A 17448-nucleotide genomic window follows, 5' to 3' on the forward strand; every position below is an offset into this window, starting at 1 on the left:
CCCCCGCGAGGCGCGGTCCGGGTCCACGTGTCGATGACCTTCACCCCCGGGGGGACCGAAGGTCGAGAGGACATGGGAAGCCGAGGCGTCGGTGGTGAAGCGGTTGCGCGGCTTCATCGGGACGCACGGCTCGGACGACGTGACCATCATTTTGTGGGCCGAGACGGACGGCATCCGGCGCCGCTTGCGCAACTGGACGAAGGACCACGGCGAGGTGCTCCACACGCGGGCAGCGACCCGCCCGACGGGACCAGCTGCGACCCACCCTTCGGTGAAGCCGTACAGCGGCGCCTGGGTCCTGGTCTCCACGAGCGGGGCCCACCCGTTTCACACGGTGTTCGGCACCACTGCCCTCGCTGCGTGATACCTACCACCGGCAGGTGAGCTGCAGCCGAAGCCGCCATCCTCATGCGCCCGCAACTCCTCGTCCTCGGTCGCGACCACACTGTGGGCCGATACGACGGCCGGCCGAAGCGCATGGCTGCGCCCGGAGAAGACGACTCCTGTCTGGCTGTGCTTTCGGGCGAGGTTGCACGTCGGTCGATCGCGCACCGGCAGCCACCGACTGGCCCAGTCGGTGTGGTGGGGTTTCCCGTCCGTTGTTGCGTGCGCAGGCGGGTCATCGCCATCGGGCCGGTTAGGACTTCAGGCGTTGGATGAGCTTGAGGAGGTTGACGGTGTTCTTGACGTCCTTCCGGCCGTCGAGCCACCGGCTGTGCCACCTCCCGCCCGGGTGCTCCACCTCCAGACGGTAGTAGTGGCCGCCGGGTATGAGGGTGCCGATGTCGGGGAAGTAGTCGTGGCCGGCCGAGAAGCGGGAGTCCGGGAAGGAGTCGTAACCCAGGTCCAGGGCGCCCGACGGGTCTTTGGCGAGGATTCCGGCCCGGGTGAAGACGAGGCTCTCGGGCCCGCCGAAGATTCGCCAATGGGTCTGCCAGACCGCCAAGACCTCCTCGCTGGAAGCCAGGCCGTGGAAGGCCACGGCTTTGTCCACCGCGGGCTGCGAGATGCCCTGGCGGACGAGGTGGAAGTTACGGACCGGGCCGAGCTCCTCCAGGGCCTCGCGCAGATGCTGCCCGAAGTCAGCGGGTACCGGGTATACCGGCGCGGGGCGTTCGGCAGGCTCGGCTGGAGCCGCGGCCGTCGGGGCGGCCGGGTTCGGGAAGAGCGGGACGGACGCGAGGTCGCCGCTGGCCTGGTCCGGCACGTGGACCTCGGGCCGGGGGGCGTCGGGGACGGCCGCCAGCCGCTGGCCGGTGAGCGTGCAGACCCGGCGCAGGGTCAGGGGGCCCGGGGCTTCGGGGTCGCCGGCCTTGAGGGTGTCGACGAGCGCCCGGTTGAACAGGGTGCGCGTGTCCAGGTTCTCCAGCCGGGCCGGGGCATGCGCGCTGGCCGCGCACAGCAAAGCCACCCCCCGGTCGGCTGGGAAGTACGTGAGCAGTTCCTCGGTCTTGCGGGTGACGACTTCGTCGAGGGGGCCCTGGAGGGTCCGGGCGGCTTCCGCGGCGAAGCAGCAGTCGAGGACGAGGATCCTGGCGCTGAGCGGCATCCGGGCCTTCATCAGCCGTCCCAGCGAGGCGACGCGCAGGCTCGTCTCGTCCTCCAGCGGGCCCTGGGTGTCGTGCACGAGCAGGCAGTAGTCCCGGGCCGGCCCGAAGAAGGCGCCGTGGCCGAGGTAGAAGAAGAGGACGAGCAGCCCCTTGCCGTGCTCCGCCCCGAGGTCCTTCTGCCGGCGGGAGAAGAACGCGTCAATGCTCGCGTACTGCTCGCGTGAGTTCGGCAGGTCGAACAGGTCGAGGAGGTTCTCCGTCGGGAGCGCCAAGTGATCCGAGCCGGTCAGGTATTTCACGATGTGCCGGCTGGACCGGGCGAAGGCGGCAGCGGCGGGGAAGCCGTCCATGGACGGCCATGCGCTGGCTCCCGCCACGACCGCCAGGGTCCGCCGGGGGACGAGGGCCATCGGGGCTACTTCTGGAGGAAGTCTTTGATGACGGCTTCCAGGCGAGCGTCCGGCCTGCCCTGCAGCGTCACGTCGACGGTCTCGCCGGCGCGATTGCGCCGCTTCATCGTCAGGCGGACCTCATGGCGGCGCCGCAGCCACATGGCCAGGCCTGTCGCCAGCACGGAGGTGGCGGTCGAGCCCAGGATTACTTCCAGGATCACGCCCGCGTCCTGGGTTAGCCCGTCGTCCTTGACCTGTTCCACCGCCAGCGCGGGCTCGCGGTCGAAGAGATGCTCGCGCAGCTCGGCGGCCAGCACATTGGCCTGCGCCCGCTCCACCCCCGCAAAACCGATCACAACATCACTCTCGGCCATACCCACCCCCAACTGACTGACTGACTGACTGACTGACTGACTGGCTGACCGGCCCGGCCCGGCCCGGCCGGACCCGCGGCCCGCGGCCCGCGGCCCGACGCAGGGAGCCGTACCCCGGCCGCTCACCCCTCACACGTCCAGAGGCCCGGCGGCGGGACGTTTCCGACCCGGGGCCGACGCGCCGTGTCGGCCCCCGCCGTTGTGACGGAGAGCGACAGTCGGCCAGTGAGTACTTCAGTGGCCAATTGTGCTCAGCGGCTGCTCGGGGCCTCTGATGGGCAATTGGGCCCGGTGCGTACGACTGGGTCGGCTCTGCGCCGTCTTTCGGGCGCGTGATGGTCGCTCTCGCCGAAAACGTGGTCCGCGACGTTGTGCCCGGCAGCCGGCACGGCTCAGACTGCACCGAACGTCGCCGGCGTTGCTACCTGCTCGACCGTCATCATTGGGCGCCACCGGGCATGGCAGCGGTGGGCGAGATCACGGGCCGCCTGTCCGGCAAGGTGGTCAGCCGTTGACTGCGATCATGAGCCGCATGCTGTCGCTGACGATGAACGACGCCGCGGCCGGGATACTCGGAGTGCTTGCCAGCCGGGTCGACCTGACGCCGCCCGGCGGCCTTGCCCCCGGCCTGCGTGACCGGCTTACGGAAGGGATCACCCGCCGAGGACAGGTGCTCACCTGGGCCAACTCGGCAGGCAACGCCAACGACGCTCCCTCGTTCTTCGGAGATCTCACCGGCTGGGAGTGCGCTGACAGCTCCTTCCACCTGGAGGACCACGTCCCCGTCGACGTCCGGATCATCGACGACGCCCCGCAGGTCTCGCAGGACGATCAGCGAATCCTGCTCCTTCACGGGATCACATTCGCCCTGGAGTTCCGTGATCTCATCACCAGGCTGGACCATCCAAGCCCGGTGCGCTGCATCGTCAGCGCCAACGAAACCAACGCGACGTTCAGGTTCCACCAGATCCGTGCGGGCGAGTCATGGAGCCACCCAGACCTCGACAGCTACCGGATGGACAAGATGGTCGTGATCGACCTCAAGCCAGCTGCCGGATGATCCCCCTGGCATCGGCAGGCACGTCCGTGGTGAAGAGAAGGTTCAAGGCCGTCGCCGTCAGACCACCGAAGCGATCATCGGCGGCATCACCGGCACGCTCCGGCGTCCGCAGCTGCTCCTTCTGGGACGGTACGACGCCGATGGCCGGCTACGCGCGGTCGGCCGCACCACGCCCCTGAAACCGGACGCCGCCCGACGGCTCGCCGACCACCTCGCCGCCGCCGGCCCCGAACACCCCTGGACCGGCGTACGGTTCACCGCCCACCTGGGGCAGCGATGAACCCCTCGACCCCATCCTCGTCGTTCCTGAACAGGTCGCCGAAGTCAGCGCGGACACCGCCAGTCGTGTTTCCGTATTTGAACCAGCTGCTCGGCCCTGCCTTGCCCTCCCAGTGGTCGGTCCGTACGAACGTACAGGTGACCAGGGACTTTCCGTCCGCCAGCCGCAGGACCGGGAGCTCGGCTCCCGCGACCTCGAAGGCGTAGCTCTGGCGGATGAGGCCCTTCCACTCCTGCCTCTTGTCCTCGTTGTTGTAGGACGCGACGACCTCACTCGTGAGCTTGCCCGGAATGAAGTGCTCGCTCTCGGGTACTTCGTTCGGAGCCGTGAAGCTCAGGTACTGCGCGTACCGGCCACACGCGCCCCGGGCCTCAGCCGCGGTCGGCGACAGCGCGACGGCGCCCGACGCCTCCCGTACGGGGGCGGCGATGGGCTTGTCCCGCACCTCGAAGTGGAAATTCCCGTGAAAATGGTCGTCGAACTCGCCCGGCTGATCACGCTCCGCCGGAATCAGGTACTCAGGCTGGGCCATGGACGCCCGTCGAATCCCAAGGGCATCCAGCTCCCGCCCCAGGCGCTGCAACGTCTGAGCTTGTTCTTTATGGTTTGAGTCGGTTTCGTTCGGTGATGCTCTCTGGTCGTTTCACGGTTTTACCCACGTCGTAACGGGTGGCGGGCCGCCGGTTTTTCGAGCAAAGTGGCCTGCCAGGTCCGGGGGTTGGGGGTTTTGGCGCGCGGGTCGGGCAGTGCAGGTGCGGGCGGAGGTTCCGAAACCCCCGGCGGACTCGGGCCGGGGTGAGTCGGCCGGGCTCGGCGGGCTTCTCCCACGGCCGCCGCAAGTCGGCGGCGGCCTCGCGCAGAAGGCGGATCTGGGTGTGGGCGGCGATGATCAGCCAGGTCCAGCGCTCGCCGGCCTTGGGGGTTCGCAGCTTCGGGCGGGTCCACCCGAGGGTCTGTTTCATCAGCCGGAAGGTGTGCTCCAGGTCGAAGCGCCTCAGGAATGCCTGCCAGCGCACGTCGACGTCCTCGCAGTTCAGGCCGGTGGCGGACGACCACAGCCAGAGCGGGCAGTCGAATAGGTCCTCCCGGAAGCGTGACGCTTGCGCGAACGCTTCCCCGGGACCGGCGTCAGGCAGCAGACTCACCTTCACGGCCTTCGTCTTGATCGGTGCACCTTGGTCGGAGCACGTGATCAGACGAAGGCCGCCCCAGCGGCCCGCGAATGCCCAGCTGGGCTACCCAGTTCGATACGCCGTTCGAAGTCAGTCAGGCAGCGCCACGGTGAGATCCACCTCGACGAGCTGTCCCGGAAAGCCCAGCTGGGCGACGCCCAAGAGCGTGCTGGCGGTGGTGAACGCCGGACCCAGGGCAGACTCGGTGAGCCGACGCCATGCGGCTCCGAGAATGTCCCTCTCATCGCTCCGCACGTAGATCACTGACCGCACCACATGTTCAGGCTGGGCACTCACCGCTGCCAGGGCAGCGAGCGCGTTCGCGACAACCTGGTCGACCTGCGTCTCGAGGGAACCGGAACCGACGAGGTCACCATTCCGATCAAGCGGGCACTGCCCCGCCAGATAGGCGGTACGGCCTGCCTCCACCACGGTGATGTGGTGGTAGCCGGGTGTCTCATGCAGCTGCTCGGGGTTGATGCGGGTGATCTTCTCAGTCATGTCAGCGAGTCTGACCAGCGTGGTGCCAGCACGCACCGCATTTTCTCCACCGGCAAGCATTCCGCAGTGACGTGAGGTTAAAGAACAAGCTGAGGACCTGGCCCACATCTCGCCGTACCTGACCGAGCGCATCAAACGGTTCGGCGAGTACAGCGCGCACGAACTCGGCATCGAACCCGACGCGTACGACCCGAAGCTCGACGTCGACTTCACCCTGCTGCGCGAAGGGGATCTGAACGTCGTCGGCTTGGACCAGGCCGCGTGATGCCGGGTGCGGCCGCGAGCGGTGAGGCGGCGAGCAGCCCCGCGCGCGCGGGCCGGTGTCTGTACCGCGCCGGGTGCGCCCGCGGCGACGCCGCGGGCGCTGATCCGTCAGGCGGGCTGGACGGTGATTGTGCAGAGGCGCTTGGTGGCCCGGGTCAGGGCTACGTACAAGTCCCTTTCCCCACCGGGGCGGGCCGTGATGATCTCCTCGGGGTTCATGACGACGACCCCGTCGAACTCCAGGCCGCGTGCTTCGGACGCCGGCACGATGCGTGCGTGGTGAGCGATGCCCTGGGCCGTCAGCTCGCGCACCCTGGTGTCGGCGCAGATCACTCCCAGAAGCTCGCCCGGGTGCGCGGTGCTCTGGGCTCGGAGCTCCTGCGCGACGGCGGTGACCAACCCGTCCGGAGGCGTGGTCACGGTGCGAGGGCTCTCACCGCTTCGCAGTGACCGTGTCGGCTTCTGGTCCGGAGCGATCCGCGCGAGCAGGTCCCGGACGCTCTCCAGGATCTCCTGCGTGGTGCGGTAGCTGACGGTCAGGTTGTGCAGTTTGAACCGCGGTCCGACGTGGGGGCTCAGCGCTTCCTTCCAGTCGCGTGCTGTCGCGACCGGGCCGGCCTGGGCGAAGTCGCCCACCAGCGTCATCGCCCTTGCCGGGCAGCGGCGGATGATCATCCGCCACTGCATGGCGGTCAGCTCCTGCGCTTCGTCGACGACGACGTGCCCGTACGTCCGCTCGGGGGGGCCGTCGACCAGGCTCGCCGCCTCGTCCAGCAACGGCACATCGGCATCGGTCCACGGGTCGTCCTGACCGCGCAGCAGAAGGGACCGCTCCTGCGCGGTCAGGCGGGGCAGGCGCTCGGCGAGAGCGCCGGCGTTCGTCAGGAGCGCCTTCACGAGGTCACCGGGTACCAGCCGCGGCCACAACACCTCGACCGCTCGGTCGACACCGGCGTCGTCGAGGAGATCGGCTCGGATGGCGTCCAGGTCCAGCTCGTGGACCGGACCCGGGTCGGCCGCACCTTCGGTACGGCGCTGGGCGGCTCCCGTGAACCGGTCGAGGTTGATGCCCGTCATCCTTTCGGCGTCGGCGTCGATCTGCTCCAGGAGGTCGCCCATGTCTCGTTGCATCGCGTCGGTGACGGCGTCGACCAAGAGCTCTTTGAACACCTGGCGCGCGGGGCTGTGCCCCGGTGCGGCTGCCACGGCGGCGTCGCGTGCCGTGGCGACTTCCTCGCCGGAGAGGTGAACCAGTTCCTGTCCGACCCGCACGGTGAAGTCGCCGCGGGGAGCTTGGTGGTCGCGCAGCAGGCCGGCCAAGGCGTCGGCGAGGTCGGACCTGCCCTTGAGACGCGCCGTATCGAACGGGTCCACCGTGTCCGTGGACACTCCGGCCAGTTCGTGGCAGGTCGCCAAGGCGACGTCGTTTTCTCCGAGGGAGGGAAGGACCTGGGAGATGTAGTCGAGGAACCGGGCGTTCGGGCCCACCACCAGGACACCCTCCTCGGCGGCGCGCGGGAACGCGTACAGGACATAGGCCGCCCGGTGCAGGGCAACCACCGTCTTGCCGGTGCCGGGCCCGCCCTGCACCACGGTCACCCCGCGGTGGGCGGAGCGGACGATCTCGTCCTGCTCGGCCTGCAGCGTCGCGACGGCCGCGTGCATCCTGCCCGTACGCCGTGCCGACAGAGCCTCGGTCAACGGGCCGTCACCCACGACGTCTTCGTCAGTCGGGGCGGTACCGTCGAGCAGTTCGTCGCTCACCGAGATGACCGTGCGCTCCTCAAGGCGCAGGTGTCGGCGGCGGCGCAGATTCATCGGGTGGACCGGTGTCGCCTCGTAGAAGGGCCGCGCCGCGTTCGCGCGCCAGTCCACGAGCAGAGGCAGCTCGTCGTCCTCCGTATGCAGGCCGATCCGCCCGATGCGCAGGGCCGTGCCATCCGTCCAGTCGATGCGGCCGAAGACCAGCCCCTTTTCGGCGCCCTCCAGCCGGCCGATCTCCTTGGCCAGACGCTCGGCGGCGATTTCTCTCTCGTATGCCTCACCGGCGCTTTCTGCCGGGGCCTTCAGCACACTCGCTCGGTGTACTCGCGCCTCGGAAAGCCGCTCGGTGAGCAACTCGTATAAGGAGGACACATAATCCCGCTCCGATTCAACCGCACGCACAACGGGATCATTCATTTGCGACAACAGGGGGGCTCCTTTGATTCGAGCCACACCATACGGTCAAAGTTCCCTAAAGGTAAGTCTTGACTTACTTGGTGAAGCTATGGCCCTACGACGGAATCCATGACGGCTGACCGCATGGCGCATCATGCGTTCCGCCGTTCTGTATATCGCTAGTTGCACTCCCGATGCCCGCCTGCCTCATGGGTGAGCCCGCCCTTGGATGCGGGCGATGTTTTGCCGCGCTCGGGAAATAGGGGGAAGATCCGGCGAGGCGACCGGCGCCATCGAGCTCACTGCCAGGGGGCATCTGGTCGCTTCGTCTGGCGACCCGACCGAGGAGACGAGCACAGAATGGGTTAGGCCCTCGACCGGTCCACCACTGCCCGACCCGTACCGACGGCCCCATCTCAGGACCGCAGCACCACGCCGCCGTTGGCCGCGGCCAACCCGGACGGATCGGTGAACTCTCACCCCGTTCGCCGCCGCGACGCCCGGCGGCAGGCCCGTCCGTGCCCGGACCATCCGACCCGGCCCCGCCCAACCTGGATCCGCCGATCTTCGGCCTCCGCGTCTTTGTTTTCCCGCGTCCCGCCCGTCCCCCGGTACCGCAGACGCGGCACACCGCCACCTCGGCTACACCGCGAGTCACGCCCGTGGCTCATCCGGCCTGTGCCCCGGCATCGTCGCGTCGCAGCCGACGATCCGAGTGTGCCTCGCCGGCCGCGGTGCACGGGTGGCGAATGGCGGTGCGGTCCGTGGGGTCGGCGTACCGTGCCGGAGGTGACGGATACGACCCGAGAAGACGGCCTGTCGGCGGCCCTGTCGGCCCTGGCCCGCACGTTCGGACTGGGCGAAGTGCGCGCCCGGCAGTTTCTCGCCCATGGGCTGATGAACCGCAACTGGCGCCTGGACACGGCCTCCGGTGCGTACGCGGTGAAGGAGATCACCGACGTCCCCCTGCCCACGGTCCGCAGAAACCTCGCGGTGCTGTCCGGCCTCGCGAGCGACGGCATCCTGGTCCCGGCACCGCTGGCTGCCGACGGCGGAGACCTCGTGGCGGAGATCGGCGGCCACGGCTACTGCGTTCTGCCCTGGGTGGACGGCGACCACGTGCCCGGGAATGAACTCACCCTTACTCAGGCCCGCGAGCTCGGCGCGGTCCTGGCCCGTCTCCACGAGGGCCTGCGCCGTCACGCCCCAGGCCCGCTCCCGGAGCAGGCTCCGCTGTCGAAGGTCGGAGACCCGGCCGCTGCCGACCGCACCGCTGTCGTCCTCCTGGAACGCCTCCCGGCCGAGGCGGCGGCCGACTTCGGCAAGGCCGCTGCCGAGGCCCTGCACGAGCGGCGTGACCTGCTCGCCCGGCACGTCGGCGCGCGGCCGCTGGGCGAGGTCCCGGCCGGGCCGTACGGGTGGACACACGGCGACTTCCAGTACCGCAACCTGATACGGCAGGGCGGCCGGGTTGTGGCGGTCCTGGACTGGGACCGGCTCGGTGTCCGCCCGTACGGGGAGGAGGTCGCGCGGACCGCGCAGGTCCAGTTCGGGGTGGGCGGAGTCTTCGACCTCGACCGCGTCGCCGCCTTCACCACCGGGTACCGGTCGGTGATCGACCTGCCTCAGGCAGACCTCGCCGACGCCGTGCGACGGCTGTGGTGGAAGCGCATGACCGACTTCTGGCAGCTGGAGTTCCACCTCGACCGCCAGGACCCCACCTTCGGGGAGATGTTCCTGGCGGACGAGGCACTGCTGCACTGGTGGACCGACCGAGCCGAGGAGGTCCAGGCCGCCTACGCGGCTGGCTAGATGGCAGCTGCCGCCGGGATCAGCCCGGCGGCGGCCAGTTCGGGCAGGCACGGCCGGGCCAGCGGGACGGCCCGAGCCCGTGCTTTCGCTCCCAGGCCCGCCCGGTCGGCGGACCCGACTGCCTGCACCCGGGCGTCCACGTCGTCTGGGTCCAGGATCAGCCCGCCGTCCCCGACAGCCTCCGGGATGCCGCCCCTGTCGGAGCCGAGAGTGGCGACGCCGTGGAATCCGGCCTCCGCGATCACTCGGGGGAAGGGGTCCTCGACCTGGGAGGGGACCAGCAGCAGATCGTTCGCGGCGTACAGCGGCCCCATCGCGTAGGTGCGGGGCACCCATTGGACGTTGGGGTATCCGGTGAACTCGTGGGCGGTGTCCCACCAGCCTTCCACGAGGGGTGAAGCGGTGGCCGGGGAGCCGGTGGATCAGCTGGTGCAGGAGGGCGGTGCCCTCGGCGGGGATGGGGTTGACCATCAGTAGGCCCCCGGAGAAGGGGGGTGCCTCACCGCGGCCGGCGGGCAGGCGCCGCTCACCTTGGGCCGGGGCGAACGGGGGGTAGAAGACGACCGGCTGTGTCCCGCCGGGGCTGTCACCCGCCCTGCGACGAACTTCGACGTGGCGAGCGCGACGTGAAGTCCGCCTCAAGGACGCCCATGCCGGAGGCGGAGACGGAGTGCAGCCACCCGGCAACCGTGCACGAGCGTCGGGTGATTGCGGCGATGTCCGCCGCACCCTCCTGCGAGGTCACCACCAACTCCGGCTGCGCCTCCTTCAGGATGCCCGTCAGCACCTTGTCCACCCGGTCCTGGGGCACAGCCCTGCACCAGACGCCGTTCCACAGGTACCGGACCTCCCCGGCCGCCGTGCCGGTCGCAGCCGGAGAACGCGTAGGTGGGCCAGAACGCGACATCCTCCCAGAACCAGCGGCATCCCAGGCATCGGGCCGCCTCGCGGACGGCGAGGTGGTCGGGATGACGGGTCACGGCGGCCGGTGCGATCAGCTCGGCGTCCTCCATCCCGTCCAGCACCTCCGCGAGCTCGGAGGCGATCTGCGCCACCTGTGCCGGCCGGGGCGCCCGGTAGGGCTTCTCCGCATCCTTGCGCCCAAGCCCGATGCGGGCAGCGCCCAGGGGTAACAGAGAATGGACGGCCTCCCGTTCGCGGAGTTCGGAGACGGCGTCCACGCTGCCGAAGGTGTTCTCCAGGGCGGGGCGGACGCTGCGCGACCGGGTGAAGACGGTGACCACGGTCAGCGGTCCGCCTCGCCCAACCGCTGGCCGAAGACCTCCGCCGCCCCTGGGAACGACCCGCAGAGCCCCGTCGGCTCGCCCCCGCCCGCGTCCGCCGGGGGTTCCGCCACCTCCGCGCGAAGACCACCCGTCCCGCAACTGTGCCCAGACCTAACCGGCCAGGACCCGGACGGCCACCCGGCTCGAAAAACCGCAGGCCACCACCACGGCACGCACCTGGAAAGACAGCGAAACGAGCCGAGACCCTCACCGAACACGTCCGCTTGAAACAACAACGAGGTTAAAGATCAAGCTAAGGGGGCCACTCAGGCGCCATGGTTCATGGTGAAGACGAAGCTCTCCGAGTTGTAGTAGTTGGGCAGGTGTGCGAGGTAGGAGCCCTCGTGGGGTGGATTCTCGTTCCACCAGTCTGCTGGACCGAGCAGGTGTGAGGAGTAGTCGCTGGATGCGACACGGGGTACGAACTGCAGTCGGAACGCGTCTGATCCCTTCTCCAGGTGGATCGCCCAGAGCTGTACGGCGGGATGGGCTGAGGAGCTGTCACCGCAGTTGTTCAGGACGACCCGGACGATGTTCCCGCCGCCGTCGGTACCGTCGAGGCACCTCTGGCTGCCCGTGTTGCGGAGCCGGTACGCGCCGGACGCGTCCTTGAGCGTCTCCCACCGCTGCAACGCCCCTTCCCGGCACTCCTCGAGGTGCAGTGCGGCCCCTGCGGCGCTGCTCTGCGCGCCGACGCACAGCCCGGTCTTTTTGTTGACGAGCTGGAAGCCGGTGGGATGGGCGCTCTCTGTGCTGGTGGCGGCGTCATCCGGCTCCGGGTCTGGCGGCGTGCGGGACGGAGCAGGGGAGGCCGGAACAGGGGAGGTCGGAGGAGGGGAGGTCGGAGGAGGGGTCTCGGGGGATGGGGTGGGGGAGGCTGTGGTGGCGGCGGGTATGGATATGGGGGGCACGAGGGTGGCGCGAGCCAGGGGTGCGGGAGTGGTGCCACTCTGGCTGGTCGTCTCGCTGACGGCGACGATGACCGTGGCCACCACTACGGCGATGGAGGCCGCCACGAGGAGCGAGGCGTGGGAGCGTGGTACCGCGGCAAACCAGCTGCCCGGGCGCGGCCCCGGGGATGGGGAGCCTGGGCCGACAGCGGTGGTCATGTCGCATGCGCCCGCCTGCGTGGGTGCCCTCGAGTCGGCGCCGGGGGTGTCCCCGCGGGCGGTGGCCGAGTTCTTTGCCGCGTCCAGGAGAAGGCCGGTGAGGACTGCCTGGCTTCCACTGCGGAGGACGGCGAGCTCGGCCCGGATGCCTGAGCAGCTGGAGCAGGCCGCGGTGTGCTGGTCGAGAGCATCGGATGCGTTGGAACTACCGCCCTGGACCGTGTCATCCATTACGGCGGTCAGATGCCGGCAGGTCCGGCTTGGGGCCTGGGCGACGTAGGTTCGCAGATATGCCTCGCACAGCTGTGTGCGAGCCGAGGGGGCGACGGATATGTCGCCGTCAGGATGCTGGGCCTGGCGGAGCCCGGTGGGTCCGGGGACTTCGGCCAGTTCGGGGCACAGGGACTGCTGCGATGCCGGGGACAGTGTGCGGAAGGCTCGCAGGACCAAAGGGTCCTCGCCGGCGGCCGTCTGGGTCAAGGTGCTCCTTGTGCAAATACGCAAGAGGCCGCGATGTGCGAAGAGGGGAGTCATGAGCCGGCCTGACGCGGCGCGCACAGATGAATCCGCTCCCATGGGGGAACCTCAACAACCTGTAAGCCGTGGTCCGGACAGGGACGGGTGCACTCTCCCTTGGCCTCTTGGGGAGATGAAGAGTGCAGGCGAAACGCAAAGCGCGTCAAGTGACAGGACCCTGACCGAGGTTGGGCAGCGTCATACTGACTTTTCTTCAATCCGGCAGGTCACGAACAGATATCAGCTGCCCACCGGTTATGCCCCACCAGAGGATTCCACCGCATCCTTGGTGGAGAGGTCACCCGATGCAGCTGCATGTCTGCCCCGCCGCTCCACACCGAATTCGGAGTCCGTACATCCCCGACCGCAACACTGGCCGCACCGATGAGGACTACTCAGCCTTCTGGCCCCCGCCCGTTCAGGGTCTGAGCTTGACTCTGTCCCGGGGGACTTGGTGGTTCCAGTGCGCCGGCATGGTCAGCGGGCATGCTCGGGGCTGTTTCGAAGGCCGATGCAGTTGTCGAGGTGTCCGTTGTCGCTCCGTCCCCGTTCCGGTGAGCAAGTCCCGTCTCTGACCGCGCAGATCGCACGGGCGAGCAACCCGGGCGGTACGACGGCGATGTGGGTGAGAGACCGGCTGGACGGGCTGTGGTGCGGCGAGGACTTCGCGGGCTGGTACCCGCGCGACGGACGCCCCGGCATCTCGTCCGCCCAATTGGCCACTGTCTGTGTGCTGCAGTTCCTACCCGGCCTGTCGGACCGTCAGGCAGCGGAAGCGGTCCGCTGCCGCATCGATTTCACGTACGCCCTGGCCATGGAGCTGGACGATCCCGGCTTCCACCACAGCGTGCTGGCCGACTTCCGCGAGCGCCTCGCCCAGGACGACCGCGCCGACCGTCTTCTCGATCTGGCGCTCGCGCGCCTGAAGAAGGCCGGACTCGTGCGCGAGCGCACCACGCAGCACACCGACTCCACTCACGTCCTGGCCGCAGCGTGCGACCTGACCCGGCTGGAACTGGTCACCGAGGCCGTCCGTGCCGTGCTGGAAGAAGTGGCCCGCACCGCTTCCCACCTGCTGACCGGCCTGGTCAACGAGGAATGGGGGCGCCGCTACAGCCGTCCGGTCCGTCCGGGCAAGAACCCCACCCGGCCCAAGACCCGGATCCTCGCCGCCGGCGACGACGCCTGCCGACTGCCGGAAGCGCCTCCACCAGTACGGACCGGGTTACCGGCCCGGCCCAGGCCGGCGAGCCAAGGTCGGTGTAGAGAAGGCACGAACTCCGCCGCCGGGACACCACCCGGGTCATCATCGGCGCGGTCACCGGGTCCCAGGCCCGATGATGGGGAGGTGATCACCATTCATCTGAAGTACGAGATCGATGTCGACAAGCTTGAGGACTTCGAGGAGTACGGGCGCCGTTGGGTCAGGCTGGTCAACAGGTTCGGCGGCACCCACCACGGCTACTTCCTGCCCAGCGAGGGCGACAGCGATATCGCCTACGCCCTCTTCTCTTTCCCCGGCTTCGCCGCCTATGAGCAGTACCGCACGGACAGCATGTCCGATCCGGAGTGCCAGGCGGCTTTCGATCTGGCGCGCGAAACCCGCTGCATCAAACGGTACGAGCGTCGCTTCCTGCGGCCGCTCGACACCCCCGGCCACTGAACATCCCGGCCGGTGCGCCGGTTCCGATGCCGGCTGGCCCGACCGCCACCCTGGCACCGAGCCCTGGTCGGGATGCCGCTGGGGGAGCGCACCGCATGCGTGCCGTGCGGCTGCGACGGCCCGCCCCCGGGGCTGGCCGTCGTGGTGCCCCGGGGCCACTACCTCTACGAGGCCATGTCGTTGTCCTTGCGGGGTGCGGCCGGGCATCCGCGGCACAGTGAGTCACGGAAGGTCGTGGGGAGTTGGTGGCGGGGTCGGGCGGGCGGAGTGTGCTGGTGACGGGGGCGACGGGAGGTTTCGGCCGGGTGATCGTGTTCCGTCTGGCGGGCGGGGGCTGGGACGTGATCGCCGGCGCACGCGACCAGGCCAAGGCCCGGGACCTCGTGGCGGAGGCCGGCGAGCGGGGCCTGGCCCTGCGGACCGTGCAACTGGACGTCGCCAGCGAGGAGTCCTGCCGCCAGGCGTTGCAGGAGTCGGCTGAGATGACCGGTGGCGGCCCGTGGGCCCTGGTAAACAACGCCGGCATCCCGCAGGCAGGCGCGGTCGCCGACGTGGACGACGAACAGGCCCGCCGGCTGCTGGAGGTGAATCTGCTGGGTCCGGCCCGGCTGTGCCGGCTCGTCCTGCCCGCCATGGCAGCCCGCGGCGGCGGCCGGATCGTGAACATCTCCTCGGGCCTGGGCCGGGTCCCCTGGCCCATGGGCGCCTGGTACAGCGCCGGCAAGCACGCCCTCTCCGCCCTCACCCACTGCCTGCGTGTAGAGGCCGCCCATCTCGGCATCCGCGTCAGCCTGGTCGAACCCGGCGCGTTCGCCACCCCGATGCTCAGCCGCGCCCTGACCGATCTTGACACCCTTCGCGACCCCGCGAACCCCGGATACGACACCACCACACGCCTGTTCACCTCCGTGGACCGCCGCGTGCCCGGCCCCGAACCGGTGGCACGCACCGTCGAGACGTGCCTGACGGCACGCAGGCCGCGTCCCCGCTACGTCGTCGGCCGCGACGCACGCTTCCTGATCCCCCTCCACACGCTGCTGCCACTAGCCGTCACCGACCGTCTCAAGCACACGGTCACCGGCCTGCCCCGCACCCCAGCACCGCCCACACCACCAAAACCTGAACCTGTCGAAAGGCCCGGACACGTGAAGGAGTCGGCGTGAACCCCTACAGCCGCATCACCCACACCGCAGTCCACCTGCCCACCCGACGCCAACACGTCACCGAGATCGAACAACGCCTGCACCGCCACAGCCCCTCCCTCAAACTCCCCGCCGGCCTCCTGCGGCGCACCTTCGGCCTGCACGAACGCACCCTCGCCGATCCCGGTGACCTGCCCTCCGACCTCGCGGCCCGGGCCGCCACCCGTCTCCTGCACGCCGCCCGCCTCGGCCCGGCCGACATCGACCTGCTCCTCTTCGCGGCGGTCAGCGCCGACGTCCGCGAACCCGCCAACGCCCACATCGTCGCGGCGAAGACGGGCATGACCTGTCCTGCCTTCGACATCGGCAACGCCTGCAACGGCGTCATCAACGCCCTCCAGGTCGCCGACGCCCTCATCCGCACCGGCCAGCACCGCCGCGTCCTGATCACCTGTGGGGAAACCCTCACCCGCCTCTCCCGCTGGAACCTCACCCGCGACCAGCTGCGCACCGGACTCACCTCCCTGACCGGTGCCGACCTGGGCGCTGCCCTCCTGGTGGAGGCCTCACCGGTCCCGGGCATCACCGGATCGGTGTTCCTGGCCAACTCCCGAGGATGGCCCGCCGCTACCCTCTACGACCCCCACCACGCCCCCGACCACCCGCAGGGCCTCCACGTCGACTCCGACGCCCTGCTGGGATCCTTCATCGACCTCGACGCCCAGGGCGCACAGTGGCTCAAGGAACAGCACGTCGACGTCCGTGAACTCGATCTTGTCTGCGTCCACCAGCCGTCCGTGCCCTTCGTGGACACCTTCCGCGCCCGCATGGGCATTGACCCCGCGCAGGTCATCCCCACCTTCCCCCACATCGGGAACGCGGCCGCCGCGACCTTGCCCCTCCAGCTCGCGCAAGCAGTGCGCCACCGTCGTCTGGCTCCCGGCGACACGGTCGCCCTCTTCGGCCTCGCCAGCGGCGCCAGCGGCGCCGTGATGCTCCTGCACTGGTGACCCCCGGGCCGCTGCAGCCTGTCCGCGGCGTCGAGGGCTGCGGCGCAGCCGGCGGCCAGCCCCGGTCATCGGGTGGGTAGACGATCACGCGCAGATCGCTCGGGCTCACCTGCACCCCCGCCGGGTGCCCGTCACTCCAGTACTCCGACGGCGGAGCGGCAGTGGATGCAGGCGGGCACGCTTTCGGCCAGCAGCCGCCGCATTGGTCCGCGCCAGCCGGGGCGCGCGCAAGGGGAGTCCCTGCTGTGTATGCGGACCGGGTGCGGCCGTTGCCGATCCCGCGCTCGACCAGCCACGACGCGGGCGGCTCCTTCGGCTGCCGCTTGCTGGCGGCGAGGGCCGCGGTGACGGTCGTTTGCGCGGCTCAGCGACGGTGCGGTGAACGCTGGCCGCTGCGACAGGCGTCGCGCCATTCGCGTCTGGGGATCCCCGATGGTGATCCGCGAGGTTGCTGGGCTGTTGGCGGCCTGAGTGACGGTGACCTGGCCGCGAGCGTGTCCGACGGAGACCCGGGCGCCGGACACCGCACGCCGGAGCCGCCCCACGCGTTCGCAGCGCGGGCAAACGCACTCCGCACCCGCGTCCGCGAGCCCCCTCAGGGCCTGCGCGAAACGTGGCGCATCGGACACGTACTGACCGGGGTATCGAGATGAAGGACGGGTCGGATCCCTGGCCGTGGACCGAAATCCCGCCGAGTGTCACGACACGTCCCGCAAGAGGGTCACCCGCTCGTCGAGGTGAAGAAGGCCAGCAAACGCATCGAGCAGGCCGAACCGGCGGCCAAGGCCACCGGCGCCGTCGACCTCATGAAAGCCCTGCGCGCCAACGTCGAGCGAGCGCAGCCCGAAGGACACCAGCCCAAGGACGACGGAGCCGGCCCCGAAAAGGAGCGGACGATGGATGGTCTGGAAGCCGCCCGCGCCCGCGGTCGGACCGGAGGGCAGAAGCCCAAGTTCGGGCCCCGACAGGTCCGGCTCGCTTGGGATATGTACGACTCCTGCGACTACACCGTCCAGCAGATCGCCGACGAGTTCGGCGTCACCCGCCCCACCGTCTACCGCCACCTCAGCAAGGTCCCCCGTCAACGGTGATCGAACCCGCCCGGGTCGGAGGAGACCCCTGGTTGCCGACCACTTGTTTATCAAACGGGTCGACCC

The 17448-nt window shown here is 69.6% G+C and carries 15 protein-coding genes and 3 pseudogenes; 9 read left to right on the top strand and 9 right to left on the bottom strand.

Features of this window, described 5'->3' with window-relative positions; all coding sequences use genetic code 11:
- Nucleotides 1-94: 94 nt before the first annotated feature.
- Nucleotides 95-364: a hypothetical protein gene (locus OG429_RS38595; RefSeq protein ID WP_328929919.1), complete on the top strand. Its 270-nt coding sequence runs from the start codon at nucleotides 95-97 to the stop codon at nucleotides 362-364.
- A 273-nt stretch (nucleotides 365-637) separates the two neighbouring features.
- On the opposite strand, the gene OG429_RS38600 is transcribed toward OG429_RS38595, so the two are convergent.
- Both OG429_RS38600 and OG429_RS38605 read right to left on the bottom strand, forming a co-directional pair.
- Nucleotides 638-1960, bottom strand: coding sequence for a hypothetical protein (locus OG429_RS38600; protein WP_328929920.1), 1323 nt, complete (start codon nucleotides 1958-1960; stop codon nucleotides 638-640).
- A 5-nt stretch (nucleotides 1961-1965) separates the two neighbouring features.
- Complete coding sequence (locus OG429_RS38605) at nucleotides 1966-2316, bottom strand: hypothetical protein (protein ID WP_328929921.1); 351 nt, start codon at nucleotides 2314-2316, stop codon at nucleotides 1966-1968.
- A 523-nt stretch (nucleotides 2317-2839) separates the two neighbouring features.
- Between OG429_RS38605 and OG429_RS38610 the strand changes: the two genes are divergently transcribed.
- Nucleotides 2840-3376, top strand: coding sequence for a hypothetical protein (locus OG429_RS38610; RefSeq protein WP_328929922.1), 537 nt, complete (start codon nucleotides 2840-2842; stop codon nucleotides 3374-3376).
- A gap of 254 nt (nucleotides 3377-3630) precedes the next feature.
- On the opposite strand, the gene OG429_RS38615 is transcribed toward OG429_RS38610, so the two are convergent.
- The 4 genes and pseudogenes from OG429_RS38615 to OG429_RS38630 all read right to left on the bottom strand — a co-directional run bounded on the left by OG429_RS38615 (nucleotide 3631) and on the right by OG429_RS38630 (nucleotide 7774).
- Nucleotides 3631-4188: a hypothetical protein gene (locus OG429_RS38615; RefSeq protein ID WP_328929923.1), complete on the bottom strand. Its 558-nt coding sequence runs from the start codon at nucleotides 4186-4188 to the stop codon at nucleotides 3631-3633.
- A gap of 67 nt (nucleotides 4189-4255) precedes the next feature.
- Nucleotides 4256-4723: pseudogene (locus OG429_RS38620) on the bottom strand (NF041680 family putative transposase); the annotation flags it as partial.
- 195 nt (nucleotides 4724-4918) lie between these two features.
- Nucleotides 4919-5329 carry a RidA family protein gene (locus tag OG429_RS38625; RefSeq protein ID WP_266673776.1) on the bottom strand — a complete coding sequence of 137 codons (411 nt, stop codon included), beginning with the start codon at nucleotides 5327-5329 and terminating at the stop codon, nucleotides 4919-4921.
- Nucleotides 5330-5701: 372 nt separating this feature from the next.
- The gene (locus OG429_RS38630) at nucleotides 5702-7774 is read right to left on the bottom strand and encodes a HelD family protein (protein WP_328930549.1); all 2073 of its coding nucleotides are present in this window, start codon (nucleotides 7772-7774) and stop codon (nucleotides 5702-5704) included.
- A 768-nt stretch (nucleotides 7775-8542) separates the two neighbouring features.
- On the opposite strand from OG429_RS38630, the gene OG429_RS38635 reads away from it, so the two are divergent.
- Nucleotides 8543-9565: a phosphotransferase gene (locus OG429_RS38635; RefSeq protein WP_328929924.1), complete on the top strand. Its 1023-nt coding sequence runs from the start codon at nucleotides 8543-8545 to the stop codon at nucleotides 9563-9565.
- On the opposite strand, the gene OG429_RS38640 is transcribed toward OG429_RS38635, so the two are convergent.
- Together OG429_RS38640 and OG429_RS38645 are read right to left on the bottom strand one after the other, a co-directional pair.
- Complete coding sequence (locus OG429_RS38640; RefSeq protein WP_328929925.1) at nucleotides 9562-9954, bottom strand: glycosyltransferase; 393 nt, start codon at nucleotides 9952-9954, stop codon at nucleotides 9562-9564. The genes OG429_RS38635 and OG429_RS38640 overlap by 4 nt on opposite strands.
- Nucleotides 9955-10151: 197 nt before the next feature.
- The gene (locus tag OG429_RS38645) at nucleotides 10152-10361 is read right to left on the bottom strand and encodes a hypothetical protein (protein WP_328929926.1); all 210 of its coding nucleotides are present in this window, start codon (nucleotides 10359-10361) and stop codon (nucleotides 10152-10154) included.
- 456 nt (nucleotides 10362-10817) lie between these two features.
- Here OG429_RS38645 and OG429_RS38650 point away from each other — a divergent pair.
- A pseudogene (locus OG429_RS38650) lies at nucleotides 10818-11096 on the top strand (NF041680 family putative transposase); the annotation flags it as partial.
- Between the two features lie 21 nt (nucleotides 11097-11117).
- On the opposite strand, the gene OG429_RS38655 reads toward OG429_RS38650, so the two are convergent.
- Nucleotides 11118-11867, bottom strand: a complete 750-nt coding sequence (locus OG429_RS38655; protein WP_328929927.1) for an RICIN domain-containing protein — start codon at nucleotides 11865-11867, stop codon at nucleotides 11118-11120.
- A gap of 1228 nt (nucleotides 11868-13095) precedes the next feature.
- On the opposite strand from OG429_RS38655, the pseudogene OG429_RS38660 reads away from it, so the two are divergent.
- The 5 genes and pseudogenes from OG429_RS38660 to OG429_RS38680 form a co-directional block, all read left to right on the top strand.
- A pseudogene (locus OG429_RS38660) lies at nucleotides 13096-13320 on the top strand (transposase); the annotation flags it as partial.
- A gap of 504 nt (nucleotides 13321-13824) precedes the next feature.
- Nucleotides 13825-14139, top strand: a complete 315-nt coding sequence (locus tag OG429_RS38665; protein ID WP_328930550.1) for an NIPSNAP family protein — start codon at nucleotides 13825-13827, stop codon at nucleotides 14137-14139.
- A gap of 275 nt (nucleotides 14140-14414) precedes the next feature.
- On the top strand, nucleotides 14415-15302 hold the full coding sequence (locus OG429_RS38670; RefSeq protein WP_328929928.1) for an SDR family oxidoreductase: 888 nt from the start codon (nucleotides 14415-14417) through the stop codon (nucleotides 15300-15302).
- Nucleotides 15299-16291 (top strand): 3-oxoacyl-ACP synthase III family protein, encoded by a 993-nt coding sequence (locus OG429_RS38675; RefSeq protein WP_328929929.1) that lies wholly within the window; start codon nucleotides 15299-15301, stop codon nucleotides 16289-16291. Before OG429_RS38670 ends, OG429_RS38675 begins: the two co-directional genes overlap by 4 nt.
- Before the next feature lie 695 nt (nucleotides 16292-16986).
- Complete coding sequence (locus OG429_RS38680) at nucleotides 16987-17382, top strand: helix-turn-helix domain-containing protein (protein ID WP_328929930.1); 396 nt, start codon at nucleotides 16987-16989, stop codon at nucleotides 17380-17382.
- Nucleotides 17383-17448 lie beyond the last annotated feature (66 nt).

Origin of the sequence: Streptomyces sp. NBC_00190, from assembly GCF_036203305.1 — a bacterium.
Taxonomy (GTDB): Bacteria; Actinomycetota; Actinomycetes; order Streptomycetales; family Streptomycetaceae; genus Streptomyces.